Source organism: Curtobacterium sp. AC272, assembly GCF_979258155.1.
Map to the genome: position 1 here is coordinate 1,040,686 of NZ_OZ409838.1, position 23,732 is coordinate 1,064,417.

The following is a 23,732-nucleotide window of genomic DNA, read 5'->3' on the forward strand; positions in this document are numbered from 1 at the left end:
GCCGCGGACGCGTTCTGGTCGTCGTGCCCCCGGCCGTCGGGCCTGTGGGGACGTTCAAACCTAACGGTCTCCTGTCCCCCGATCACAATCGACGTCCGCCGGAATCCCGGCACCGCTGTACCCCGTCGTCGGCGTGTCGCCCACGCACATGGGGATCGCGATCGTGACCGTCCTGTTACAGATCAGCTCGTTCGGAGGTTTGTGTGCCGCCCCGGTTCCGTCCGCATGTAGGTTGGCGCGCATGACAGCGCAGAACGACACGGGCGTGAACCGTGCTCCGGCGAACGACTTCTCGCACGAGCAAGAGGGCTACCAGCACGGTCTGAAGCCCCGGCAGCTGCAGATGATCGCGATCGGTGGGGCCATCGGCACCGGACTCTTCCTCGGTGCGGGTGGACGACTCCACACCGCGGGCCCCGCGCTCGCGCTGACCTACCTGATCTGCGGCATCTTCGCGTTCTTCATCCTGCGCGCCCTCGGCGAGCTCGTGCTGCACCGTCCGTCGTCGGGGTCGTTCATCTCCTACGCGCGTGAGTTCTACGGCGAGAAGTTCGCCTACGCCGCCGGCTGGATGTACTTCCTGAACTGGGCGATGACCTCGATCGTCGACACCACCGCCGTCGCGATCTACCTGCAGTACTGGTCCGCGTTCACCGCCGCACCGCAGTGGCTCCTCGCGTTGATCGCCCTGATCGTCGTGCTCGCCGCCAACATGGTCGCGGTCAAGGTGTTCGGCGAACTCGAGTTCTGGTTCGCGCTCATCAAGGTCGCGGCACTCGTCGCGTTCCTCGTCGTCGCGATCATCTGGCTCGTCTTCGCGTTCCCGGTCGAGGCCGGCGGCGAAGCCGTCCGCACGGGCTTCTCGATCTGGGGCGACAACGGCGGACTGTTCCCGAACGGGTTGCTCCCCGCGGTCATCGTGATCCAGGGTGTCGTGTTCGCGTACGCGGCGATCGAGCTCGTCGGCACCGCGTCCGGTGAGACGCAGAACACCGAGAAGGTCATCCCCCGCGCCATCAACTCCGTCGTGTTCCGCATCGCGGTCTTCTACGTCGGGTCGATCATCCTGCTCTCCCTGCTCCTGCCGTACACGGCGTACAAGGAGGGCGAGAGCCCGTTCGTGACGTTCTTCTCGTCGCTCGGCAACCCGCAGGTCGGGTCGATCGTCGGCGGCATCATGAACTTCGTGGTGCTCACGGCGGCCCTGTCGTCGCTCAACGCCGGTCTGTACTCGACCGGTCGCGCCCTGCACTCGATGGGCATGAACGGTTCGGCGCCGAAGTGGACCACCAAGATGTCGAAGGGCGGTGTGCTGTACGCCGGCATCCTGCTCACCGCCGGCTTCACCGTCGCCGGCGTCGTCCTGAACTACTTCGTCCCGAGCCAGGCGTTCGAGATCGCGCTGAACATCGCGAGCCTCGGCATCATCACGGCGTGGGGCACGATCATCCTCTGTCAGATGCGGCTCCGGTCGTGGGCGAAGCAGGGACTGGCGAAGGAGCCGTCCTTCAAGCTGCCCGGCGCCCCGGTGACCGCGTGGCTCACCCTGGCGTTCCTGGCGTCGGTCATCGTGCTGATGGCGATCGACTACCCGGTCGGCACCTACACGATCGCGTCCCTCGTGATCGTCATCCCGCTGCTCGTCGTCGGCTGGTTCCTGCAGCGCGACCGCATCCTGCGCATTGCGTCCCTCCGACAGGGCGTCACCGGTCCGTACCCGATCGGTGTCCGTGACCCGGCGAACCAGGTCCGTCGCGACGGCGAGGACGGCGGCGAGCACAAGGGGTCCGACGACACCGTCTGATCTGTCCCCGGTGCGCAGCACGTCGCGCGTCGAGTGCAGTGGGTTCGGCACCCGTCGGTACGATCGGCGGGTGCCGGACCGCTCTGTCTCCCCTGCGTCTGTTCCCCCCACCCTCGATCTCCAGCTGAGCTGGCGAGGCGCGTACGGACGCCTGCGGGTGTTCCCCGACCGCCTGGAGGCCGAGACCGACTACGAGCGCGAGGCGCGGGTCTCGGTGCCGATGGACGCGGTGTCGGGGTGGCGGCTCGGACCGTGCGACGAGGACGCCGTCTGCGTCGAGTTCGTCACTGAGCCGGAGACCTTCCGCGTGCTGCTCGACACCTCGGACGAGCAGCTCGCCGCGCTGGCGATCCAGAAGGTGCTCGGACCGCCGCTCACCACCGGCTGACGGTCCACGGGCGCTGCGCTCAGGCGTCGCCCTCCGGGGCGAACTGCGTGACGCGGAACGTGGCGCCCTGCGGGTCCCGCAGCTCAGCCGCACGCGTCCACGGGCCCTGCCAGGTGCCGAGCACGGCTCCGCCGAGCTCCTCGGCCCGTGCGGCGGCGGCGTCACGGTCCGCCACGCTGAACGACACGTGCCAGTCGTCCGGCCCGTCGTCGAGTCGGGCGAGGGCGCCGATGACGTCCGCGAAGCCCTCCGGTGCGCCGACCTGCCGTTCGCGGATGTCGGGGTCGGAGGTGGCCGCGAGGTGGTCCCCGTAGCCGGGCAGCCGGACCATGGCGCTCGGGCCCTCCTCGATGCCGGAGACCCGCCAGCCGAACAGCTGCTCGTAGAACGAGATCGCCTGCTCCGGCTCGGTCGAGCGGAGGTCGCTGAAGACCCAGCCGCCGGGGGCGTTGATGTGCTGCGACCCGAGCCGGTCGCGCGCCTGCCAGAGTCCGAACGCCGCACCGCGCGGATCGACGCAGTCGACGCTGCGGCCCGCGGCACCACCCGGCCCGGCGTCCTCCGCCGGAGTGGCGGTGCCACCGAGCTCGACGACCCGAGCGGCCACCGCGTCGGCGTCGTCCACGGCGATGTACGTCGTCCACGACGCCGGCCCGTCACCCGAGGCGATCGCGCCGACCTCGCGTCCGTCGATGCTCACGATCCGGTACGAGCCGGGGGCGCCGGGCGGCAGGCGCTCCTCGAAGTCCCAGCCGAACAGACCGCCGTAGAACGCCTGGGCGGCGTCCGGGTCCGGGTGTCGTCCGTCGATCCAGCTCGGCACGCCCTGCGGGTAGGTGCGAGGGGTCTGGTCCGTCATGGTGTCTCCCGAGGTCGCCGACGCCCAGGTCGGATTCCCCAGGTCTACCGCCGACCGCCGACGTCGGCCGGGGCGGTCGCCGGGCCGGTCGCCGGGTCGGTCGCCGGGCCGGTCGCCGGGCCGGTCGCCGGGCCGGTCGCCGGGTCAGTCGTCGGTGTCGACCTGGTCGGTGACGACGTCGCCGGAGCCGGCGTCGATCCGGACGCTGTGCTTGGTGCCGGATCCGTCGACGACGTCACCCTCCCAGACCACCGTGCCGAGGTGGTCGTCGAGGCCGAGCTCGGTGATCGACCCGGCGTGCAGGTCCTCGAAGGCGCTGACGGCCTTGCTGACGTCGAGGTCCGCCGCTGCGACGAACCGGTCGTGCTCGGCACGGTCGTCGGTGTCGGCGGTCTCGGTCTGCGGGGTACCGGTCACCCCGGTGCCGGCGGCGTCGGTGTGCACCTCGTGCTCGGTGCCGTCCTTCGTCACGACGAGGACCTCGTACGCGCTGCCACGCTGCTCCTGCTCGACCGAGATGACGGTGCCGGAGCCGACGCTCTTGCGTGCGGTCGCGACGGCGGCCAGCAGGGCGTCGTTCGACGTGGCCGAGGCGGCGGTCGCGGACGCGCCACCCGACGTGCCGGTGGTGGCGTCCGTCGCGGCCGACCCGCTCGAGGACGATGCCGCCGAGTCGGACGACCCGTCGGTGGAGCAGCCGGTGAGGGCGAGCGCGGCCACGACGGGCAGGGCGGCGAGGGCGGCGATGTGGCGGGCAGAGGGCTTCTGGAGCTGGGTGCGGAAGGTCAGTGGGACGAGCATGTCGGCGGGGTGCTGAAGCAGACCTGAAGCCGCCTGTTCAGCCGCCGAGTGCGATGCGCACGACGAACCGCGCCCCGCCGAGCGGCGAGTCCGCCACCGTCGCCTCGCCGCCGTGCGCCCGGACGGCGTCCCGCACGATCGCCAGACCGAGGCCGGCACCACCGGCGTCGCGGCTGCGGGCCTCGTCGAGCCGGACGAACCGCTCGAACACCCGGTCGCGCTCGGCCGCCGGGATCCCGGAGCCGTCGTCGTCCACGGTCAGCACCGCGGTGCCGTCCTGTTCGACCAGGGCCACCGCGACGCGCGACGTGGCGTGCCGGACGGCGTTGTCGACGAGGTTCCGGACCACGCCGGTGAGGAGCCGTTCGTCGCCGAGCACGCGTGCGGCGGAGATCCCGGAGCCGTCGACCCGGATCGCACGGTCGCCGGTCGCCCCACCCGGCACCCGGGCCCGCGCCCGCGCGACGGCCTCGAGGGCGAGGTCGTCGAGGTCCACGGGACGACGGACACCCGTGCCGCCCTCGTCGAGCCGTGACAGCTCGAGCAGCCCGGTGACGAGGTCCTGCAGGCGCACGGCCTCGGACCGCACGACGTCGGAGAACTCGGCGACGTCCGTCCGGCCCGGGTACGCGACGGCGACCTCGGCGTGCTGACGGAGGGACGCGATCGGCGACCGCAGCTCGTGCGAGGCGTCGGACACGAACTGCCGCTGCCCCGCCGCGGATCGATCGAGCCGGTCGAGCATGGCGTTCATGGTCGTCGCGAGCCGGGCGATCTCGTCGCCGGTGTCCGGCACGACCACGCGGGCATCGGGCTGCGCGGCACGGATCGTCTCGACCTCGGTGCGCATCCGTTCGACCGGCCGCAACGACCGCCCGGTCACGGACCAGGTCACGATCCCGAGCACGAGGACGAGCACCGGCACCCCGACGGCGAGGAGCACCACGGCGGTCCGGATGGCCGTGTCGGTCTGCTCGAGGGAGACGCCGTACACCAGGGTCGCCTCACCCCCACCGGGCAGGTCGACGTCGTCGGCGACGAGCAACCAGCGTTCGCCGTCGTGCGACCACCGGGACTCGTCGGCGGTCGGCAGGGCCGGAGCGTCGGCGTCCTCACCGTGTGCGAGGACCGAGCCGCCGGCACCGACCACCTGCACCAGCACGTCCTCGTAGTCGGTCACCGCACCGGCACCGTCGGACTCGACCCGTGACGACACCTGTTCGAGTCCGGCCTCGGCGGACGTCCGCACCCCGTCGAGCAGCACCAGGCGGAGCACCACGACGAACCCCACGGCACCGACGACCAGGGCGGCGAGCACGACCACGCCGGCGCCGAGCGTGGTCCGCGCGCGCACCGACCGGAAGCGGCGCGTGCGCCCGTCCCCCGGTCAGCCACCGTCGGCCGCCAGTCGGTAGCCCGCACCGCGGACGGTCTCGAGTGACGTCCGTCCGAACGGCCGGTCGAGCTTGCGCCGGAGGTGCCCGACGTACACCTCGACGATGTTCGGGTCGCCCTCGAAGTCGACGTCCCAGACGTTCTCGATCACCTCGCGCTTCGAGCACACCTGCCCGGAGCGCCGCGCGAGGTACTCGAGCACCGCGAACTCCCGGCTCGCCAGGTCGACGGGGGTCCTGGCACGCGTCACCGTCCGTGCGGCCGGGTCGACCACCAGGTCGCCGAGGGTCAGCACCGCCGGGCGTTCCCGCGCACCACGGCGGACGAGCGCGCGCAGCCGGGCGACGAGGACCGGGTGTGAGAAGGGCTTCGTGACGTAGTCGTCGGCGCCGGCGTCGAGGGCCTCGACCTGGTCCCACTCGCCGTCCTTGGCGGTGAGCATGAGCACCGGCGTCCAGTCCTGGTCGGCCCGGAGCTGGGCGCAGACCGCCCATCCGCTCATCCCCGGCATCATCAGGTCGAGGACGATCGCGTCGTACTGGAACTCCCGGGCGTGCCACAGGCCGTCGACGCCGTCGTGGGCGATGTCGACCGCCCACCCCTCGGCCTCGAGGCCGCGACGGACGCCGTCGGCGAGCCGCACCTCGTCATCGACCACCAGGACACGCATGGCGACGATCCTGCCGTGCCGCCCTGAAGCAGCGCTGAAGCGACGCCCGACGGCGGACGGCGGACGGCTCAGACCAGCAGCAGGATCCCGGCGACGACCGCGGCCACGGCGATGGCGAGCGCGATGAGCAGCAGCACGAGGTGCACCGTGTAGAACGTCGTCGGCTTGCCCGCGGCGTCCCGCGCGCGGGTGTCCTTCGCGACGCGCTGGAAGAAGCGCGGCCAGGTGACGACGTTGAAGACGGCACCGATGAACAGGACGACTGCGGCGAAGACGAGCACCGTCCGAGTCTAGACAACGAGTGTCGGTGGTGCTCGGCCGCCCCCAACGCGGCCGAGTCCCACCGACGAGCCACACTTTCTGTAGCACTTGCTACAAACCCTACACGGGCGTCGGGAGACCGTCGAGCCACCCTTCGGGCTACGCGGAGTCGAGCGCCGACTCGGCCTCGGCGAGGACGGCTCGCTCGGCATCGGTCAACGGCGCACGCGTCCGCCGGAGCCCGTCGTTGACCTCGACGATCGCGCGGCTCAACCGCGTGGCGGGATCCTCGGTCGACGGGTAGGCGTTGTCGGCACCGATCCGCGCGTGCAGCGGCGCGAGACGTCGCAGCGCCGCGTCGACCCGACGGGTGCGCCGACGTCGCGAGACCCGGTGTCCGACGACGAGCAGCAGCATCCCCGTCGAGACGCAGATCACGGCGCCGGGCGTCGTGACGTCGTACGGCAGCGCGAGGGAGCGCATCCGGTCGAGGTCTCCCGTGACGTGCGCCAGGTCCATGACCACGACGACGACCATCCGGACGACCCCGAGCACGCCGCCGAGCACGAGGACCCACAGCCCGACCAGGTCCGTCGTCGTCCGGGCCTCGCGCAGGCGGAGGACGCAGATGAGGCCCGTCGCGCCGAGCGCCACCCCGAGGTACACCGTCTGCGCGATCGAGTAGACGGTCGCGGCCGGGTGCGACCCGGCGTCGAGCATGAACGTCGTCGTGGTGGCGGGCTTGTCCAGCACCGAGAAGGCGACGACCACCACGACCACCACCGCGGCGCACGACACCACGATCGCGTTCCGGAGCCACGGCCGGGCTGCCCCGACCGCCTTCGCCACGCCCCAGAGCAGCGTGCTCGTGCCGGCGACCATCAGGCAGTCGCTGACCACGGTGACCACGTTGGTGCCACCGAGCAGTGGGTCGAGCCACCGGTACAGCGGGTCGACGTTCGTGACGATGGTGCCGGCGAACAGCAGGAAGGTCACCGCCAGGGTGCGGTCCTGCCCGCGTTGCAGGACGAAGAGCGCGATCGTCCCGGCGATGAGCAGCACCGCCTGGACGACGGCGACGATCACCCGAAGACCCCGCGGAAGGCGCTCGGGCGGCCGCGGTGTCGCCGGATGAGCGTCGCGAGTGCGTCGGCGAAGACCTCGGCCTCGTGTTCGTACGCGTTCGAGAACATCCCCCGCGCCAGCGCCCGCTCGACCTTGTACTCGGGCAGGTCCGGGATGACGTCGCGGATGTAGGCCGACTGGGGCGCGTGCTCCTGGTGCCGGTGCAGGACGTGGCCGAGCTCGTGGCCGATGACGAACGCCCGGAAGGTCGGCGACGCGGTCGGCGAGATCATGATCAGGTGGGCGTGCTCGAGCGTCGCGACGAAGCCGCACACGGGTTCCGTCGCCAGGAACGCCTCTTCGCGGACGACGATGGGCTTGTCCACGACGACGGCTGCGGCTGCGACGGCCTGGTCGACGTCGGACCACCCCTCGACCGCACCGCGTGCCCAGAAGGACTCGAGCAGCGGGTCGGTCACGCCACGCTCCCGCGCTGTGATTCCTCCTCGAGCACCTCGGCGATGCGCCGCAGCGCCTCGGGTGAGAGCTCGCCGGGGAAGGTGCGTGCAGCGAACCCGCTCACGCGGGCGGAACGCAGGGAGCGGACGAGGGCGAGCTGGGCGCCGATGCGCTCGGGGACGTCGCTGTCCTCGAGCAGGAAGCGCTCGTCGACCTCGAAGAACCCGGCGAGCAGCCGCAGGAGCTCGGTGTCGCGGTTGCGTCGGCCGTCGCCGGAGAGCATGTAGGTCCACTTCGCCCGCGAGAGCGAACCGCCGTGGGCGGCGACGTACTCCTCGATCGAGGCGAACGGCACCGGAGCACCACGCTGGGACTCCTCGAAGTCGAGCAGCAGGTTGATGCGCCGTGCGAGTTCGGCGGCGTCCAGGACTCCGCCCTCGGATCACCGGTCTCCATGTCGGACTCCTCCCCAGCCGTGCGTGCACGACATCGTAGCGCGGCGGACACGGTGCACGCCGTTAGCCTCGTGGGCATGGCCCGCAGCTTCCCCGCGACGATCGCCGAGCCGGTCGAGCACGAGATCGTCATCACGAAGTCGCGGTTCATCACCACGGTCACCCCCGTGTCGGACGTCGCGGACGCCGAGCGGGTCATCGCCGAGGTGAAACGCCGCCACTGGGACGCCCGGCACAACTGCACCGCGATGGTCACCGGCACCCTCGGCGACCAGGCCCGCTCGTCGGACGACGGAGAACCGTCGGGTACGGCTGGCGTGCCGATGCTCGAGGTGCTCCGCCGCCGCGACCTCACCGACGTGGTCGCCGTCGTGACGCGCTACTTCGGCGGCGTGAAGCTCGGCGCCGGCGGACTCGTCCGCGCCTACTCGACCTCGGTCTCCGAGGCCCTCGACACCGCCGCGCTCGTCCGACGCGAGGCGCTCACGCAGGTGCACTTCGACGCCCTGCACGCCGAGGCTGGCCGGCTCGACAACGTCCTGCGCGACTGGGTCCGGCACCACCACGCGACCCTCGGTGCGACGGCCTACGGGCGCGCGGCGACGTTCGAGGTCTGGGTGCCCGCCGACGCGCTCGCGATCCTGACCGCGGACCTCGCAGCGGCCTCCGCCGGCGCCGTCGACCTCGTCGTCGGTGCGGAACGGATCGTCGACGTCGCCGCCGACTGAATCCGACCGCGGGAAGCACCTCGGGCGTGTCCTGTTCGGAACGCGTGCACTCGCCTGGAACGCACGAAGGCCCCGACTCGATGAGTCGGGGCCTTCGTGGTTGCGGTGCACCCCCTCGGACTTGAACCGAGAACCCACTGATTAAGAGTCAGTTGCTCTGCCAATTGAGCTAGAGGTGCATGTTCCGGCTTCCGTGCCGCAACGGGAATCAACAATAGCATGGGTTCTGCGCGCTCACGACCACTCGTGGGCACCAAGCGAACAGGAGCACCATGACCGACCGTCTCGCCGCCGGCGACACCGCCCCCGACTTCACGCTGCCGGACCAGGACGGCGTCGAACACTCGCTCGCCGCACTGCGGGGCAAGAAGGTCATCGTGTACTTCTACCCGGCCGCGTCCACCCCCGGTTGCACCACCGAGGCCTGCGACTTCCGCGACAACATGTCGTCACTGCAGGCAGCCGGCTACGAGGTCCTCGGCGTCTCGAAGGACGAGCAGGCGAAGCTCAAGACCTTCCAGCACGAGCAGGCACTCACGTTCCCGCTGCTGAGCGACCCCGACCTGGCGGTGCACAAGGCCTACGCCGCGTGGGGCGAGAAGAACAACTACGGCAAGATCGTGACCGGCACGATCCGCTCCACGATCGTGGTCGACGAGGACGGCAGCGTGCAGCTGCCGCTCTACAACGTCAAGGCGACCGGACACGTGGCGAGCCTGCGGAAGAAGCTCGGCCTGGTCTGAGGACCGGACCACAGCGAGACGGGAGGCGCGGTGCCAGCTGGCACCGCGCCTCCCGTCCGTCTGTCGGTCGCGTCTACTCCACGGGACGCGCGAGCGCGGCCGTCACCGACCGCGACAGCACGAACGTGATGCCGAGCAGGGCGGGGATCAGCAGGACCCAGCCGACCGCCGGCTCACGGAAGACACCCTGGAACGCGCCGATCGCGATCGCACCCTGCAGGACCTGCCAGACGATGATCCCCGAGCGCACCCAGGCGCGACGCTTCCACAGGCCGTTCAGGAGCGCACCGAGCCAGAGCGCCGCGACGGCCGACAGGATCGTCAGCGCGATCCCGGAGGCCAGGCTGGACGCCGGCGCGACGATCAGCTCGACGACCAGGACGACCGTGACCACGACGAGCGCCGCGAACTCCAGGCCGACCACCACCAGCAGGCCGATCAGCGCGTGAGCGTCGCTCAGGACGGTCGACCGCGGTCGGGTCGTCATCGTGCACAGTGATCCTCCAGCATCGGAACCCTTGATTTGCCCCTACCAGTATGGAACGATATTCGAGGTCGTTTGGACGGCACGATGTGGTGTGCGTCTCCCGTGGTTCGTCGCTCCTCCCCCGAGCGTCACGCGGGCGTCAGACTCGCTTCCAGCGGACTCCTCCCCACAGTTGTCCCCTCATGCCTCATGCATGGTCAGCGTTCCGATCCCCCGAACCCCGGCCCCGGCCTGCCGTTCGAGCATCGACATCAAGGAGCACCACACATGGACTGGCGTGACAAGGCAGCTTGCCTCACCGCGGACCCCGAGCTCTTCTTCCCCGTCGGGAACACCGGGCCCGCCGTCGATCAGATCGAGAAGGCCAAGTCGGTCTGTGCGCGCTGCACGGTCACCGAGATGTGCCTGCAGTACGCCCTCGAGAACAACCAGGACTCCGGTGTCTGGGGTGGCCTCAGCGAGGACGAGCGTCGTGCGCTGAAGCGTCGCGCCGCCCGCGCCCGCCGCGCTTCCTGACCGGGTCCGCTCGGCGCACTGACACACCGACGCACCGACGCCCGTCGTCCCTTCGGGGGCGGCGGGCGTCGTCGTGCGCGTGGCGCGCGGGGGCCCGGGGCGGGGCGGGGCGGCACGCCGTGCGCTGGTCCTCGGGGTTCCACAACATGCCGCGCGCCGACCGTCGAGGTTCCACAACACGCGCGATCGCCCGCCGGGATGCGCAGATCTCGGAACCTCACGAGCGGGCGCGGAGGCGGGTGCCCCGCCGAAGCGGGGCGCCCGTGCGCCCCCGCAGGGGCATTGCGCCCCGAAGAGCCGGGGCGCGATGCCCGTGAGCGGGCGCGAACCCGACGCGCCACTCCCGCGGGCGCGGCGCGGCGCAGCGCAGGGGCTAGGCGGGAGCGGTCAGCCAGCGGAACGGGATGGTGATCGTCACCTCGGTGCCGCTGCCGGTCAGGGTGTGCCAGTCGATCGTGCCGCCCAGCTCGCCCTGGATGAGCGTGCGGACGATCTGGGTGCCGAGACCCGAGCCGACCTTCCCCTCGGGCAGGCCCACGCCGTTGTCACGGACCTCGATCTCCAGGTGGTCGTCGAACCGGCGGGCGACGATCTCGACCTCACCGTCGCGGCCGTCCAGCCCGTGCTCGACGGCGTTGGTGACGAGCTCGGTGAGCCCGAGTGCGAGCGGCGTGGCAGCCTCGGACGGCAGCACCCCGAACTCGCCGGTCTTCTTCGGGTGCACGGTGGTGTTGTGCGACGCGGCGACCTCGGTGACGAGCTTGAGCACCGAGTCGAAGACGTCGTCGAAGTCGACCGTCTGGCTCAGGCCGCTCGACAGTGTGTCGTGCACGACGGCGATGGCTGCCACGCGGCGCATCGCGTTCTGCAGCGACGTGCGTGCCTCGTCGGAGTGCGTCCGGCGGGCCTGGATGCGCAGCAACGACGCCACCGTCTGCAGGTTGTTCTTGACGCGGTGGTGGATCTCGCGGATCGTCGCGTCCTTGGTGATGAGCTCGCGCTCCTGGTGCCGGAGCTCGGACACGTCGCGGCAGAGCACGATCGCACCGATGCGGTCGCCGTGGTCGCGGAGCGGGATCGACCGCAGCGACACCGTCACGCCCTTCGACTCGATGTCGGCCCGCCACGGAGCGCGACCGGTGACGACGAGGGGCAGTGACTCGTCGACGTCGAGCTGCGCGCCGATGAGCTCGGTGGTGACCTCGGCGAGGGACTTCCGTTCGAGTTCCCCCTCGAAGCCCATCCGGTTGAAGGCGCTCAGGCCGTTCGGGCTGGCGAACGTCACGATGCCGGCGGTGTCGAGGCGCAGCAGGCCGTCACTGGCGCGCGGTGCGCCGCGACGCGGACCGGCCGGGGCGCCGAGGTCCGGGAAGTCGCCCGTCGCGATCATGCCGAACAGGTCGTTCGCACTCGCGGTGAAGTTCAGTTCCTGGCGGCTCGGCGTCCGCATCTCGTCCTGGTTGGAGTGCCGCGTGACGACGGCGATCGGCCGCTCGGTGGTCTCCGCGCTCTTGGCACTGAGGCGCCGGAGGACCGGGATCGCGCGGACCCGGGTGGGGGTGTCCTCGTACCAGTCGGGCTCGGCCGAGTCGACGACGCGGGCGCCGGCGAAGCTCTCGGTCACCTGACCGCGCCACTCCTCGCGGATCTCCTGGCCGACGATGTCACGGTAGAACAGCGTGGCCGCGGAGCTCGGTCGGGCGTGCGCCACGGCGACGAACGAGCCGTCCTCGGCAGTCGGCACCCACAGGACCATGTCGGCGAAGGACAGGTCGGCGAGGAGCTGCCAGTCCCCCACGAGCAGGTGGAGCCACTCCACGTCGGCTTCGGAGGAACGGCCTTGCGCGAGGACGAGGTCACTGAGGGTCGACACCCCGCCAGTCTAGGTGCGCCGACTTGTGGAGAACGTCGTCCTCTCCACAGGTCCAACAGCTTCGTATTTCTCATGTTGCACGCCCCATACGCTCGCACCAGCAACGGAAGGGGCAGGGGTGGCGGAGCAGGCACGCCGGATCGACCACACGACGACGACGGCGCACTCGCCGCCGCTCACGATCGTCGAACCAGAGCCGGTCGAGGAACCAGCGAGCGGTCCACCGGACCCAGCGGACACCGCACGCGCCCTGGGACTGTGCGTCGCCGAGGTCCTGACCGGGGCCCGCGAGGTCGACAGCATCGCCCGCTGGATCACCGACGACGTGCACCGACACCTGCAGCACCGTGCAGCCGTGGCCGCGCACGCCCGCTCGGTGCGCCGACGGTCGCGGAGCCGAGCGGTGCTGCGGGTCGGCAGCGTGCTCGTCTGCCGGCCGGCGGACGGCGTCGCCGAGGCCACGGTCGTCGTGCACACGCGCAGTCATGCACGCGCCGTGGCGATGCGGTTGGAGACGCGGGACGGCAGGTGGCGGGCGACCGCGATCGGCGTCCTGTAGCCGTGCGGCGCGGACGGGAGGCCCGTGGCGGTGTCGCCACGGGCCTCCCGTCCGCCGTCGGCGCGCGTGGTGCGCTTGGTGAGCAGAAATGGTCTGGTCCCGACGCGGGACCCGACCATTTCTGCTCACGATGCGCTCTCGCGCCGGACGCTAGTTCTTCTTCGACGCCTGACGACGCTCGGCGCGGTTGCCGGCCGCGGCGGCCTGGCCGGAAGCCGTGGCCGCGTTGCCGAACGCGGAGCCCTGCTCGGGCTCGGCAGCCGCCTCGGCCTCGGCCTGGGCCTGCTGCGCACGCGCTGTGGCGGCCTGCTCGAGGCGGCCCTTCTCGTCGCGCACCTCGACCTCGCCGTCGATCGACGGTGCCGAGTACTCGAGGCCGGAGACCTCGTCCTCGCCGAGACCCTTGGCCTCGATGACGGCGTTCTCGCCGTCGGACTGCACCTGGACCTCGAGGTTGAACAGGTAGCCGACCGACTCCTCGCGGATCTGGCCCATCATCGTCTGGAACAGCGCGTAGCCCTCGCGCTGGTACTCGACGAGCGGGTCACGCTGCGCCATCGCGCGGAGGCCGATGCCGTCCTTGAGGTAGTCCATCTCGTACAGGTGGTCGCGCCAGCGGCGGTCGATCACCGACAGGACGACACGACGCTCGAGCTCGCGCATCGCCTCGTCGCCGAGGAGCTCCTCACGCGTGGAGTACGCCAGCTTGGCGTCGGAGAGGATCTCACGGCCGAGGAAGTCACGCGAGGCCTTGCCCTTCGAGCCGGCCTCGGTGATGACCTCGTCGATGGAGATCGAGATCGGGTAGAGCGTGCCGAGCTCGGTCCACATGGCGTCGAGGTCCCAGTCGTCCGGCGACCCCTCGCCGGTGTGGGTGTCGATCACGTCGTCGATGACGGCCTTGAGGAACGACTGCGCGCGGTCGTGCAGGTCGTCGCCCTCGAGGATGTGGCGGCGGTCGCTGTAGATCGCCTCGCGCTGCCGGTTCAGGACGTCGTCGTACTTCAGGACGTTCTTGCGGATCTCGGCGTTCCGGCCCTCGACCTGTGCCTGGGCGGAACGGATCGCACGGCCGACGAGCTTGTTCTCGATCGCCAGGTCGTCCGGCACGTTCGAGCGGCCCATGAGGCTCTCGGCGGCACCGGAGTTGAACAGGCGCATGAGGTCGTCGGTGAGCGACAGGTAGAAGCGGCTCTCGCCCGGGTCACCCTGACGGCCGGAACGACCGCGCAGCTGGTTGTCGATGCGGCGCGACTCGTGGCGCTCGGTGCCGAGGACGTAGAGCCCACCGGCCTCGCGGACCTTGTCGCCCTCGACCTCGACCTCGGCCTTGACGCGGGCGAAGACCTCGTCCCACTCGGCCTCGTACTCGTCGGGGGTCTCGGTCGGCGACAGCCCCTTGGCGTGCATCTCCTGCACCGCGAGGAACTCGGAGTTGCCACCGAGCATGATGTCGGTGCCTCGGCCGGCCATGTTCGTCGCGACGGTGACGGCGCCGAGGCGACCGGCCTGGGCGACGATCGCGGCTTCACGTGCGTGGTTCTTCGCGTTGAGGACCTCGTGCTTCACGCCCTTCTTGGCGAGGAGCTTCGACAGGTACTCGGACTTCTCGACGCTCGTGGTGCCGACGAGGACGGGCTGGCCCTGCTCGTGGCGCTCGGCGATGTCCTCGGCGACCTGCTCGAACTTCGACTTCTCGTTCTTGTAGACCAGGTCGGTCTGGTCGATGCGCTGCATCGGCTTGTTCGTCGGGATCGGGACCACGCCGAGCTTGTAGGTCGACATGAACTCGGCCGCTTCGGTCTCGGCGGTACCGGTCATGCCGGAGAGCTTCTGGTACAGCCGGAAGTAGTTCTGCAGCGTGACCGTGGCGAGGGTCTGGTTCTCCGCCTTGACCTCGACGTTCTCCTTCGCCTCAATCGCCTGGTGGATGCCCTCGTTGTAGCGACGGCCCATCAGGATGCGGCCGGTGTGCTCGTCGACGATGAGCACCTCGCCGTTCATCACGACGTAGTCCTTGTCGCGCTTGAACAGGGCGACGGCCTTGATGGAGTTGTTGAGGAACGAGATGAGCGGGGTGTTCGCCGACTCGTACAGGTTGTCGATGCCGAGGTAGTCCTCGACCTTCTCGATGCCGGGCTCGAGCACGCCGACGGTGCGCTTCTTCTCGTCGACCTCGTAGTCCTCACCCGGGGTCAGGCGCTTGGCGATGGAGGCGAACTCCGTGAACCACCGGTTGGCCTCGCCCGAGGACGGGCCGGAGATGATGAGCGGCGTGCGCGCTTCGTCGATGAGGATCGAGTCGACCTCGTCGACGACGGCGAAGAAGTGGCCGCGCTGCACCATGTCGGAGGCCTGCCACGCCATGTTGTCGCGCAGGTAGTCGAAGCCGAACTCGTTGTTCGTGCCGTACGTGATGTCCGCGGCGTACTGCTCGCGGCGCTCCGCCGGCGTCTGGTTGGCGATGATGCAGCCGGTCGTCATGCCGAGGGCGCGGAAGACGCGACCCATGATCTCGGACTGGTACGACGCCAGGTAGTCGTTGACCGTGATGACGTGCACGCCGCGCGACGGGATCGCGTTGAGGTACGCCGCCGTGGTCGCGACGAGGGTCTTGCCCTCACCGGTCTTCATCTCGGCGATGTTGCCGAGGTGCAGGGCCGCCCCGCCCATGAGCTGCACGTCGAAGTGCCGCATGCCGAGGGTGCGCTTCGCCGCTTCCCGCACGGCGGCGAACGCCTCGGGGAGCAGGTCGTCGAGGGTCTCGCCGTTGGCGTACCGCTCGCGCAGTTCCTTCGTCTCGTCCTGGAGTTCCTCGTCGGTGAGGCTCGAGAAGTCGTCCTCGAGGTCGTTGATCGCCGAGGCGTACGCCTTCAGCCGGCGGACGGTGCGTCCTTCGCCGATGCGGAGGACCTTCTCCAGCACGTTTGCCACGTGAGCTCCTTACGGGGTCGTCGTGCGCGACCTGCGCGCCCGATCGACCAGTCATGCTAGCAACCCCCGGTGCCGTGCGCTGTGAGGGGCGCCGGTGTGGGGCAGCGGTGTGCGCGGCCCGCGAACGGACCGCGCACCACGGGTCGGACGGTGTCCGGAACGATCGCGTCAGGCGAGCGCTGCGGCCGGCTCGGCGTCAACCGAAGCCGTGGCACCGGTCTGGTCGTCGATGCCGATCACGCCGTAGTCCCAGCCCTTGCGTCGGTAGACGACGCTCGGGCGGTGGGTCTCGGCGTCCACGAACAGGTAGAAGTCGTGTCCGACGAGCTCCATGAAGTACAGGGCGTCGTCGACGGTCATCGGGGCGGCCTCGAAGACCTTGTGCCGGATGACCACGGGGCTGTAGACCTCGTCGTCCTCGTCCTCCGGTGCGTCGGCGTCGACGACCGGGACCGCGCCGGTGACGACGTCCTCGATGAGGCGGCCGTCAGCGGGGACCACCCCCATGCCGTCGAAGCCACTGCCGGCGGCCTCGGCCACCGAGGTCGGGCGGTGACGACCGCGGTGCACCTTGCGCCGGTCACGAGCACGACGCAGCCGTTCCATGATGCGGGCGAAGGCGAGGTCGAAGGCGGCGTACTTGTCGGACGCCGCGGACTCCGCCCGCACGAGGGGCCCGGGACCGATGAGCGTCAGCTCGATGCGGTCCTCGCCCTGGCTGCCGCCCGACTTCTCGTGGTGGCGGCTGATGCGCACCTCGAAGGCGAGCGCACGGTCAGCGAGCACGTCGATCTTCTCGGACTTCTGTTCGACGTAGGTGCGGAATCGGTCGGTGACCCCGACGTTCCGGCCTGTGATCGTCACGTCCATGTCGCGGCTCCCATCGAGCTTCGGCGCGTCGCCTCCATCCGGCGAACCCGAACGCCTTGCCGCGAGGCTAGACCCGCCGCAGGTCCCGCGTCACGGTGCGTCGGCGAGTCCGCCGGACACCCACCGGACGCACAGCGGTCACCCGGTGTTCACCGAGCCGTCAGTCCTCGACGCTCGCGACGGCCACGCACCGGACGACCCGCCCGCCCGCAGCGCGGACCGCCCGCACGCCCTCGGCCATCGTGACGCCGGTCGTCACGACGTCGTCCACGAGCACCACGTCCCGCCCGTCGACCCCGCGCGCCCGCAGCGTGCCGACGGTCGCGGCGACCCGCTCGATCGCCGTCCGTTCCTTCTGGCCCGGTCCCCCGCTCGCCGGTCCACCCCGGACCCGCGCCCGTCGGAGCCTCCCGGTGCCACGGACGCCGCCGCGGGCGAGCAGCAGCAGCACGGGGTCGAAGCCCCGACGCCGTGCCCCCGCCCGTGACGGTGGGATCCGCAGCACGACCGCACCGACCGGAGCCTCGGCGAGCGCGGCACGCACGAGCGAGCCGAACCGGGCGCCGAGCGGCCGTGCGACGTCCACCCGACCGCGGAGCTTCAGCTCGAGCAGCAGGGTCCGCACGAGTCCCTCGTACTCGAAGGCGGCGTCGAGCCGCACGCCCGCGACGAGCCGGACCCGGCGCGGGCGCGCGGCCAGGGCGGCGCGGCAGGCCCGGCAGAGCGCACGGTCCGGGCGTCCGCAGCCCAGGCACTCCACCGGCAGGAACAGGCCGAGCACCGCGAGCGCCGCGTCACGCCACGGCGTGAGCGGGTCCACCGTGGACCGGTCCTCGGTGAGCGGGTCCTCGGTGAGCGGGTCCTCGGTGGGCGGGTCCTCGGTGAGCGGGTCCTCGATACGCATGCGACGAGTGTGGTGGCGACCGAACGGCGGTCGTGGGCCGACGGTGCGGACGGTGGACGGGCCTCCCGGCCGGGGTGGGAGTGGAGGGGTGACCGCGGCGTCAGCGCTGGACGCCGAGCACGTCCGCGGTCACGCCGGTGGTGTCCCAACCGCCGCCGGTCGACTGCAACACCGACCCGCTCGACATCCGGAGGAGCAGCGCACCACCGCTCCCGCCGCTGATCGAGGTCGCCCGGCCGTCGGGCTTCGGCAGGGTGCTCGACTGCCCGCCGATGGTGGTCCGGACGACGTTCGGCCCGGCCGTGGTCTGCCCGACCGACGCCACGTCGGTGTCGCTCACCCACGTCGCCCCGACGGCGTCGCCGGTGGCCGCCTGCACGCGGACGGCTGCGCCGAACGACGTCGGGGAGCGGTCGGACCCGCGGATGATCGCCATCACGTACAGGCCGGGACCGTCGGCGGTCTGGATCAGGGCGAGTGCCCGGGTCGAGTCGCGGGACACCTGGAACGACACGAGGTCGCCACGCGGCAACGACGTCGCGACCTGGTGCGGGTCGCCGCCGAGGCCGTAGGCGGTGATCCGGCGGGTGTCCGAGGACTGGCCGACCCAGACGAACCCGAGGTCGTCGATCGCGGGGGCGACGAGGTCCTCGCGGGCGTCGACGCGCAGGTGGTCGTCGCCGCGGACGACGACGGCACCGTCGCGGTTGCCGACGGCGGCCGTGGTGCCGGAGGCGGACAGCGAGATCGAGGTCGGGTCGAGGCCGGCCACGGTGTCGCCGACGCCGCCGCCGAGCTTCGAGACCTTGCCGGTGCCCGAGGCCGCGTAGCCGACCACACCGTCCTCGTCGACGAGGGGGCGGGGGTCGACGTCCGGGTTCTGCTGCGCGTTCGCCCCGCTCGAGTCCGGGACGGACAGGCTCGCGCCCTCGATGGTCATCGACACCGACGAGATGGTGGCGACCGAGGCGAGCGACTTGCTCAGCTGCTCGCGCATCCGGACGCGGTCGACGGTGCTGGCGCGCAGAGCGTCGCTGGACAGGTCGACGAGTGCTGTGCCGCTGTCGATGGTGACCGCGTTCAGGGAGAGCTGGGTGCCCTCGGGGAACGACGAGACCACGGCGCCCTTCAGCCAGTCGGCGGGACCGGCCATCAGCGCGCTCGCGATGCGGGTGCTGGTGGACGAGCGGGCGAGGAACCAGCGCTCGTCGGGCACGAGGAACCGGAACGTCGGGTCGTAGAAGTACAGGGCGTGCTGCTGGAAGACGGAGTCGAAGCTCACCGGGGACAGGATGATGCCGTCAGGGGCGTAGGCGATGCGCCACTCGCCGTCCTCGCGGGTGAACTGGAACGTCAGCGTGGACGAGGTCGGGCGGACCGCCTGGGTGTACTCCCCTCGGAGTCCACCGTCGCGCTCGCGGTGAGCGTGTACGTCAGCTCGCGGTCGTCGGCGCGCTCGACGGTGCCGCTGCCGTCGCGGATCGTGACGCCCCGCCGCGGGTTCCACTGCTGCGAGAAGTCCGATGCGAGGAACTGCCGGGCGATGGCGTAGTTGTCCTGCGCACCGGTGGCCGCCGCGATGAACCCGCGCAGGATCGCCGTCTGGTCGGAGCCGGTGATCGGCTTGTCCGGCCGGAAGTCGACGCCGGACAGCGACTCGTCCTTGATCGTCTGCCCGGTGCGGACGGCGCCGTCGACGGGGATCGCGGCGCAGGCAGTGAGCGCCAGTACGCTGACGGCCGCCAGTGCCGCGGCGACGACGTGCCGGAAGCGGGGGCGGAGGCGGGGGCGCATCAGGACTCCTCTCGCACGGCGCGGGGGCCGTCGTACGACTCGTCGAGCTCGGGCAGCGGGATCGCCGACGTCGCGGCGGTGACCTGTTCGTTGCGGGGCAGGGTGAGCACGAAGGTCGACCCCTGACCGGGGCGCGACCACACGTCGATCCGACCACCGTGCAGCTTCGCGTCGCCCAGGCTGATCGCAAGGCCCAGGCCGGTGCCGCCGATGGTGCGCTTGCGGCTCGGGTCGGCACGCCAGAACCGGTCGAACACCCGTGCTGCGTCCTCCGGCGGCATGCCGACGCCCTGGTCGCGCACCGCGATCGCCACCGTGCGGGCGTCGCTGTCGACGACGACCTGCACGGGCTTGGCGTCACCGTGCTCGATGGCGTTGCCGACCAGGTTGCGCAGGATGCGGCGGACGCGCTTGGCGTCGAGCCGCATCGTGGTGTGCCCGCCGGGTGTGGCGAGCTGCAGGTCGATGCCGGCGCGCTCGGCCAGCGGGCGGAACTCCTCGACGATGTCCGCGGCGAGCGCCGCCGGCACCGACGGCTCGGTGTCGAGCTGCACGGCCTGCGCGTCGTAGCGGGAGATCTCGAGCAGGTCGGCGAGCAGCAGCTCGAACCGCTCCACCTGGGCGTGCAGGAGCTCGGCCGAGCGCCCGACCGAGGGCTCGAACGCGTGCCGCGAGTCGAAGAGCATGTCGCCGGCGAGCCGGATGGTGGTGAGCGGCGTGCGCAGCTCGTGGGACACGTCGGACACGAAGCGCTGCTGCACGCGGGAGAGCTCGGCGAGCTGGGTGATCTGCCGGCTGACCGCTTCAGCCATGCCGTTGAAGCTCCGCGCGAGGGTCGCCAGGTCGTCCTGTCCGCGCACCGGGATGCGTTCGTCGAGGCGTCCGGCGGCGATCTTGCGGCTCGTCTCGGCCGCCTCGCGGATCGGGACGACGACCAACCGGACCACGAGCGACGTCACCAGGGCGATGAGCACCATGAGCGCGACGCCGCCGATCGAGAGCGTCTGCGACACGAAGTCGAGGGTCTGCTGGGCATCGGACAGGTCGTAGACGAGGTACAGCTCGTACTGGCCGGCGCTCGGGATCTGCAGCGTCGAGCCGACGGCCAGCCCGGGCACGCGGCGGCCGTCGTCGTCGAGCCGCACCGGCTGCAGGCTGAGCTTGCCGGTGTTCGCACCGACCTCCTTGCGCAGGGCGTCCGTGATGACGGCATCCGGGAAGTCCTGGCTCGCGATGGTCTGCAGGGTCTGCGGGGTGGACTGGTCCGGGCTCCGCTCGATCGCGATGCTCGTGCCGCCGGGGCTCGTCGTGTTCGACAGGATCGCCTGTTGCGCCTCGTTCTGCAGCGTCTCGAGCTCCGACTGGTTGTTGTCCTCGGCCGCGGTGGCGGCGTCGAAGATCCCCTGCGCGACGATGGTCGCGCGGGCAGACTCCGACTCGATCTGGTCGCGGCGCTGCGAGTAGACGTTCGTCGAGATGCTCACCATCACGGCGGTGCCGATGATCCCGACCGCCAGTCCGGTCGTCATCACGGTGATGGCGACCGAGCGGAACATCAGTGACCGACGCCACACGTAGGCGACGGGCCGCCAGCCGCGACGGACCCAGCGGCGCATCCGTCGTCGGCCGCGGCCGACCACCCCGATCGACACGGTGGCCGTGCCGGGAGCGGTGCCGGCGGGCGGGGCGGGCGGCACGGCGGTCAGGCTCCTCCGGCCCGGTACCCGACACCGCGGACCGTGGTGACGGTCTTCGGGTTGTCCGGGTCGTGCTCGATCTTCGCGCGCAGGCGCTGGACGTGCACGTTCACCAGGCGGGTGTCGGCCTTGTAGTGGTAGCCCCAGACCTGCTCGAGCAGCATCTCGCGGGTGAAGACCTGGTTCGGCTTCTCGGCGAGCGCCCGGAGCAGGTCGAACTCGAGCGGGGTGAGCGCGATGACGGTGTCACCGCGGCGGACCTCGTGCCCGGCGACGTCGACCGTCACGTCCCCGACGTGCAGGACGGTGGCGTCGGTGGCGCTCGGCCGCAGCCGCGTGCGGATGCGGGCGACGAGCTCCTTCGGGTTGAACGGCTTGACGACGTAGTCGTCGGCCCCGTTCTCGAGCCCGAGGACGACGTCGGCGGTGTCGCTCTTGGCGGTGAGCATGATGATCGGCGTGCCGCTCTCGGCACGGATGCGCTTGCAGACCTCGATGCCGTCGATGCCCGGGAGCATCACGTCGAGCAGGACGAGGTCCGGCTTCGTGCTGTGGAACGCGTCGACGGCGTCGTTGCCGTCGGCGCTGAACTCGGGTTCGTAGCCCTCCGAGCGGAGGACGATGCCGATCATCTCGGCGAGGGCCTGGTCGTCGTCGACGACGAGGATGCGCGGTGTCATGTGATGTGGACTCCGTGTGGCGTGCGGGTGGTGCCGGGTCGGCACGTGTCCCCACACGATAGCCGAGGCCCCGTCACGCGGCGTTTTCCGCCAGGATGGAGGTGGACCGCGCGTCGCAGCGCGGACCGACACGACGAAGGGGGCCGAGGTCATGTCCGATTGGCAGACGCCTGGCGGTGGTCAGCAGGGGGCCGGGCAGCAGGGCGCCGGGCAGCAGGGCGCCGGGCAGCAGGGCGCGTGGCAGGGACAGCCGGGAGGCCCGCCCCGGTTCTCCGCGCCGCCGCCGCCCGCCCCGGGGCCGGGTCGACCCCCCGGCGGTCGTCCGCCGTCCGGCTCGCGTCCGGTGATCCCCCTGCGCCCGCTCGGGTTCGGTGACGTGCTCGGCGGCGCCTTCACGGTCTTCCGCCGCAACGCCCGCGTCCTGCTGCTCTGGAGCGTGCTGCTCAGCGGCGTGCTCGGGCTGCTCTCCACCCTCGTCAGCACGTTCGGCCAGCAGGCGCTGCAGTCGCGGATGATGACCGCGTTCGACGGCAGCGGTGGTGGTGACACGATCGTCGCGGGCTCGGTGACGCTGTGGATCCTGCTGACGATCGGCCTGCCGTTCCTGGCGTACCTCGGTCGCGGCTTCCTGGTGGCACCCGTCGCCGCGGACACCGGCCAGCGGGTGCTCGGCCGTCGCGCGACCTTCCGGGGCCTCTGGGCGTTGCTCGCCGGGCGGCGGTGGCCGGTCGTCGGGTGGATGTTCGTGCAGATCGGCGCGGGGCTCGTCGTCGGGATCATCGTCGCCGTGGTGTTCGTCGGGCTCTTCGCGGCGCTCGGTGCCGGGGACGCCGGCGCCGGGTGGTTCGTCCTGGCGGTCTTCGTGATGGTGCTCGGCTTCGGCGTCGTGCTGACGTGGCTCGGCATCCGCTTCGCCTTCACGGTGCCGACCATCGCGCTCGAGGGCCGACCGGTCTTCGCCGCCGCCGCGCAGTCGTGGCGGCTCACCCGAGGTGCGTTCTGGCGGACCTTCGGCATCCTGCTGCTCGTGCAGGTGATGTTCGGCGTCGCGGCGTCGATCGCCACGGCGCCGCTCACCATCGGGGCCGTGCTCGTCGGCGGCGTGTTCGACCCGCTCGGGCAGACCGACGCGTCCTCGGGCATCGGTGCGGGCGCCCTCGTCCTGATCGTCATCGGCAGCCTGCTCGCGATCGCGGTGCAGTGCGTCACCGACGTGCTGAGCGCGGCGGTCGTCACCTTCCTGACCATCGACCGGCGGATCCGGACCGAGGCCCTCGACCAGCGCATCGCGTCGCACCTCGACACCGGGCAGCCGGCCGACCCGTTCGCGCCGTCCGCGCCGGTCGCCCGACCGCCGTGGCCGCAGCAGCCGTGGGCCGGGCAGCAGCAGCCGTGGGCGCAGCAGCCGCCGCAGTGGCCCGGGCAGCCCCCGCAGGCGTGGCCCGGACAGCAGCAGGCGCAGCAGCCCTGGCCCGGACAGCAGCAACCGTGGCCGCAACACCCGCCGCAGCAGGGGCAGCACCGCCCGCCGGACGGGACCGCATGACCGCGGTCGACCCCGACGAGGCCCGCCGCCTGCTCGAACGCGAACTCGACCGGCCCGCGTACGACGGCGCCCACGTGACGTGGTGGGACCGCGCGTCACGGACGTTCCTGGACTGGCTCGGGTCCCTCCGCGCCGACGGGCTCGACTCCCCGTCGCGGCACGCACGGCCCTGGTGATCGCGATCGTGGTGCTCGTCGCCGTCGTCGTGCTCGTCGTCGTGGCCCGCGGGCTCCCCGACGTCGTG

At 71.3% G+C, this 23,732-nt stretch carries 25 protein-coding genes and 1 tRNA gene; 8 read left to right on the forward strand and 18 right to left on the reverse strand.

The window, feature by feature from the left end:
- Positions 1 to 241 precede the first annotated feature (241 nt).
- A complete protein-coding gene (locus ACZZ0J_RS05125; protein ID WP_463435222.1) occupies positions 242 to 1,804 on the forward strand; it encodes an amino acid permease in 1,563 nt (520 codons plus the stop codon).
- Between the two features lie 70 nt (positions 1,805 to 1,874).
- Positions 1,875 to 2,192: a hypothetical protein gene (locus ACZZ0J_RS05130; RefSeq protein ID WP_463435224.1), complete on the forward strand. Its 318-nt coding sequence runs from the start codon at positions 1,875 to 1,877 to the stop codon at positions 2,190 to 2,192.
- Between the two features lie 19 nt (positions 2,193 to 2,211).
- On the opposite strand, the gene ACZZ0J_RS05135 is transcribed toward ACZZ0J_RS05130, so the two are convergent.
- The 8 genes from ACZZ0J_RS05135 to ACZZ0J_RS05170 form a co-directional block, all read right to left on the reverse strand.
- Positions 2,212 to 3,051, reverse strand: a complete 840-nt coding sequence (locus ACZZ0J_RS05135) for a VOC family protein (RefSeq protein ID WP_463435225.1) — start codon at positions 3,049 to 3,051, stop codon at positions 2,212 to 2,214.
- Between the two features lie 144 nt (positions 3,052 to 3,195).
- Entirely contained in the window at positions 3,196 to 3,852 is a 657-nt protein-coding gene (locus tag ACZZ0J_RS05140) for a PepSY domain-containing protein (protein WP_463435227.1), read from the reverse strand.
- Positions 3,853 to 3,889: 37 nt separating this feature from the next.
- Positions 3,890 to 5,206 carry a sensor histidine kinase gene (locus ACZZ0J_RS05145; protein WP_463435229.1) on the reverse strand — a complete coding sequence of 439 codons (1,317 nt, stop codon included), beginning with the start codon at positions 5,204 to 5,206 and terminating at the stop codon, positions 3,890 to 3,892.
- 33 nt (positions 5,207 to 5,239) lie between these two features.
- Positions 5,240 to 5,917 (reverse strand): response regulator transcription factor, encoded by a 678-nt coding sequence (locus ACZZ0J_RS05150; protein ID WP_463435231.1) that lies wholly within the window; start codon positions 5,915 to 5,917, stop codon positions 5,240 to 5,242.
- Between the two features lie 68 nt (positions 5,918 to 5,985).
- Positions 5,986 to 6,198, reverse strand: coding sequence for an SCO4848 family membrane protein (locus ACZZ0J_RS05155; protein ID WP_111085956.1), 213 nt, complete (start codon positions 6,196 to 6,198; stop codon positions 5,986 to 5,988).
- Positions 6,199 to 6,337: 139 nt separating this feature from the next.
- Positions 6,338 to 7,264, reverse strand: a complete 927-nt coding sequence (locus ACZZ0J_RS05160) for a hypothetical protein (protein WP_463435233.1) — start codon at positions 7,262 to 7,264, stop codon at positions 6,338 to 6,340.
- Positions 7,261 to 7,722: an ImmA/IrrE family metallo-endopeptidase gene (locus ACZZ0J_RS05165; RefSeq protein ID WP_111085958.1), complete on the reverse strand. Its 462-nt coding sequence runs from the start codon at positions 7,720 to 7,722 to the stop codon at positions 7,261 to 7,263. Before ACZZ0J_RS05165 ends, ACZZ0J_RS05160 begins: the two co-directional genes overlap by 4 nt.
- Entirely contained in the window at positions 7,719 to 8,057 is a 339-nt protein-coding gene (locus tag ACZZ0J_RS05170; protein ID WP_463435235.1) for a hypothetical protein, read from the reverse strand. Before ACZZ0J_RS05170 ends, ACZZ0J_RS05165 begins: the two co-directional genes overlap by 4 nt.
- Positions 8,058 to 8,234: 177 nt before the next feature.
- On the opposite strand from ACZZ0J_RS05170, the gene ACZZ0J_RS05175 reads away from it, so the two are divergent.
- Entirely contained in the window at positions 8,235 to 8,885 is a 651-nt protein-coding gene (locus ACZZ0J_RS05175; RefSeq protein ID WP_463435237.1) for a YigZ family protein, read from the forward strand.
- 106 nt (positions 8,886 to 8,991) lie between these two features.
- Here ACZZ0J_RS05175 and ACZZ0J_RS05180 read toward each other — a convergent pair.
- A tRNA-Lys gene (locus ACZZ0J_RS05180) sits at positions 8,992 to 9,064 on the reverse strand.
- A gap of 93 nt (positions 9,065 to 9,157) precedes the next feature.
- Between ACZZ0J_RS05180 and bcp the strand changes: the two genes are divergently transcribed.
- The gene (bcp, locus tag ACZZ0J_RS05185) at positions 9,158 to 9,628 is read left to right on the forward strand and encodes a thioredoxin-dependent thiol peroxidase (protein WP_123672221.1); all 471 of its coding nucleotides are present in this window, start codon (positions 9,158 to 9,160) and stop codon (positions 9,626 to 9,628) included.
- Between the two features lie 73 nt (positions 9,629 to 9,701).
- Here the strand turns inward: bcp and ACZZ0J_RS05190 are convergent, their stop codons facing one another.
- Positions 9,702 to 10,115, reverse strand: a complete 414-nt coding sequence (locus tag ACZZ0J_RS05190) for a hypothetical protein (RefSeq protein WP_463435239.1) — start codon at positions 10,113 to 10,115, stop codon at positions 9,702 to 9,704.
- A gap of 267 nt (positions 10,116 to 10,382) precedes the next feature.
- Between ACZZ0J_RS05190 and ACZZ0J_RS05195 the strand changes: the two genes are divergently transcribed.
- Positions 10,383 to 10,631, forward strand: coding sequence for a WhiB family transcriptional regulator (locus ACZZ0J_RS05195; protein ID WP_017888820.1), 249 nt, complete (start codon positions 10,383 to 10,385; stop codon positions 10,629 to 10,631).
- A gap of 373 nt (positions 10,632 to 11,004) precedes the next feature.
- On the opposite strand, the gene ACZZ0J_RS05200 is transcribed toward ACZZ0J_RS05195, so the two are convergent.
- A complete protein-coding gene (locus ACZZ0J_RS05200; RefSeq protein WP_111085963.1) occupies positions 11,005 to 12,504 on the reverse strand; it encodes a sensor histidine kinase in 1,500 nt (499 codons plus the stop codon).
- Positions 12,505 to 12,622: 118 nt separating this feature from the next.
- On the opposite strand from ACZZ0J_RS05200, the gene ACZZ0J_RS05205 reads away from it, so the two are divergent.
- A complete protein-coding gene (locus tag ACZZ0J_RS05205; RefSeq protein ID WP_194646294.1) occupies positions 12,623 to 13,063 on the forward strand; it encodes an Rv3235 family protein in 441 nt (146 codons plus the stop codon).
- Between the two features lie 150 nt (positions 13,064 to 13,213).
- Here the strand turns inward: ACZZ0J_RS05205 and secA are convergent, their stop codons facing one another.
- The 7 genes from secA to mtrA all read right to left on the reverse strand — a co-directional run bounded on the left by secA (position 13,214) and on the right by mtrA (position 21,942).
- Complete coding sequence (secA, locus tag ACZZ0J_RS05210) at positions 13,214 to 15,997, reverse strand: preprotein translocase subunit SecA (protein ID WP_194646295.1); 2,784 nt, start codon at positions 15,995 to 15,997, stop codon at positions 13,214 to 13,216.
- A 168-nt stretch (positions 15,998 to 16,165) separates the two neighbouring features.
- The gene (gene hpf, locus ACZZ0J_RS05215; RefSeq protein WP_463435262.1) at positions 16,166 to 16,867 is read right to left on the reverse strand and encodes a ribosome hibernation-promoting factor, HPF/YfiA family; all 702 of its coding nucleotides are present in this window, start codon (positions 16,865 to 16,867) and stop codon (positions 16,166 to 16,168) included.
- A 160-nt stretch (positions 16,868 to 17,027) separates the two neighbouring features.
- The gene (locus ACZZ0J_RS05220) at positions 17,028 to 17,771 is read right to left on the reverse strand and encodes a ComF family protein (protein WP_463435264.1); all 744 of its coding nucleotides are present in this window, start codon (positions 17,769 to 17,771) and stop codon (positions 17,028 to 17,030) included.
- 100 nt (positions 17,772 to 17,871) lie between these two features.
- The gene (locus ACZZ0J_RS05225) at positions 17,872 to 19,053 is read right to left on the reverse strand and encodes a GerMN domain-containing protein (protein WP_463435266.1); all 1,182 of its coding nucleotides are present in this window, start codon (positions 19,051 to 19,053) and stop codon (positions 17,872 to 17,874) included.
- Between the two features lie 71 nt (positions 19,054 to 19,124).
- Entirely contained in the window at positions 19,125 to 19,565 is a 441-nt protein-coding gene (locus ACZZ0J_RS05230; RefSeq protein ID WP_463435268.1) for a hypothetical protein, read from the reverse strand.
- Positions 19,565 to 21,262: an MtrAB system histidine kinase MtrB gene (gene mtrB / locus ACZZ0J_RS05235; RefSeq protein WP_463435270.1), complete on the reverse strand. Its 1,698-nt coding sequence runs from the start codon at positions 21,260 to 21,262 to the stop codon at positions 19,565 to 19,567. The genes ACZZ0J_RS05230 and mtrB overlap by 1 nt, the downstream gene beginning before the upstream one ends.
- A 5-nt stretch (positions 21,263 to 21,267) precedes the next feature.
- Complete coding sequence (gene mtrA, locus ACZZ0J_RS05240; RefSeq protein ID WP_123292246.1) at positions 21,268 to 21,942, reverse strand: MtrAB system response regulator MtrA; 675 nt, start codon at positions 21,940 to 21,942, stop codon at positions 21,268 to 21,270.
- Between the two features lie 151 nt (positions 21,943 to 22,093).
- Between mtrA and ACZZ0J_RS05245 the strand changes: the two genes are divergently transcribed.
- Together ACZZ0J_RS05245 and ACZZ0J_RS05250 are read left to right on the forward strand one after the other, a co-directional pair.
- Positions 22,094 to 23,488: a glycerophosphoryl diester phosphodiesterase membrane domain-containing protein gene (locus ACZZ0J_RS05245; protein WP_463435272.1), complete on the forward strand. Its 1,395-nt coding sequence runs from the start codon at positions 22,094 to 22,096 to the stop codon at positions 23,486 to 23,488.
- Entirely contained in the window at positions 23,485 to 23,664 is a 180-nt protein-coding gene (locus ACZZ0J_RS05250; RefSeq protein WP_463435274.1) for a hypothetical protein, read from the forward strand. The genes ACZZ0J_RS05245 and ACZZ0J_RS05250 overlap by 4 nt, the downstream gene beginning before the upstream one ends.
- Positions 23,665 to 23,732 lie beyond the last annotated feature (68 nt).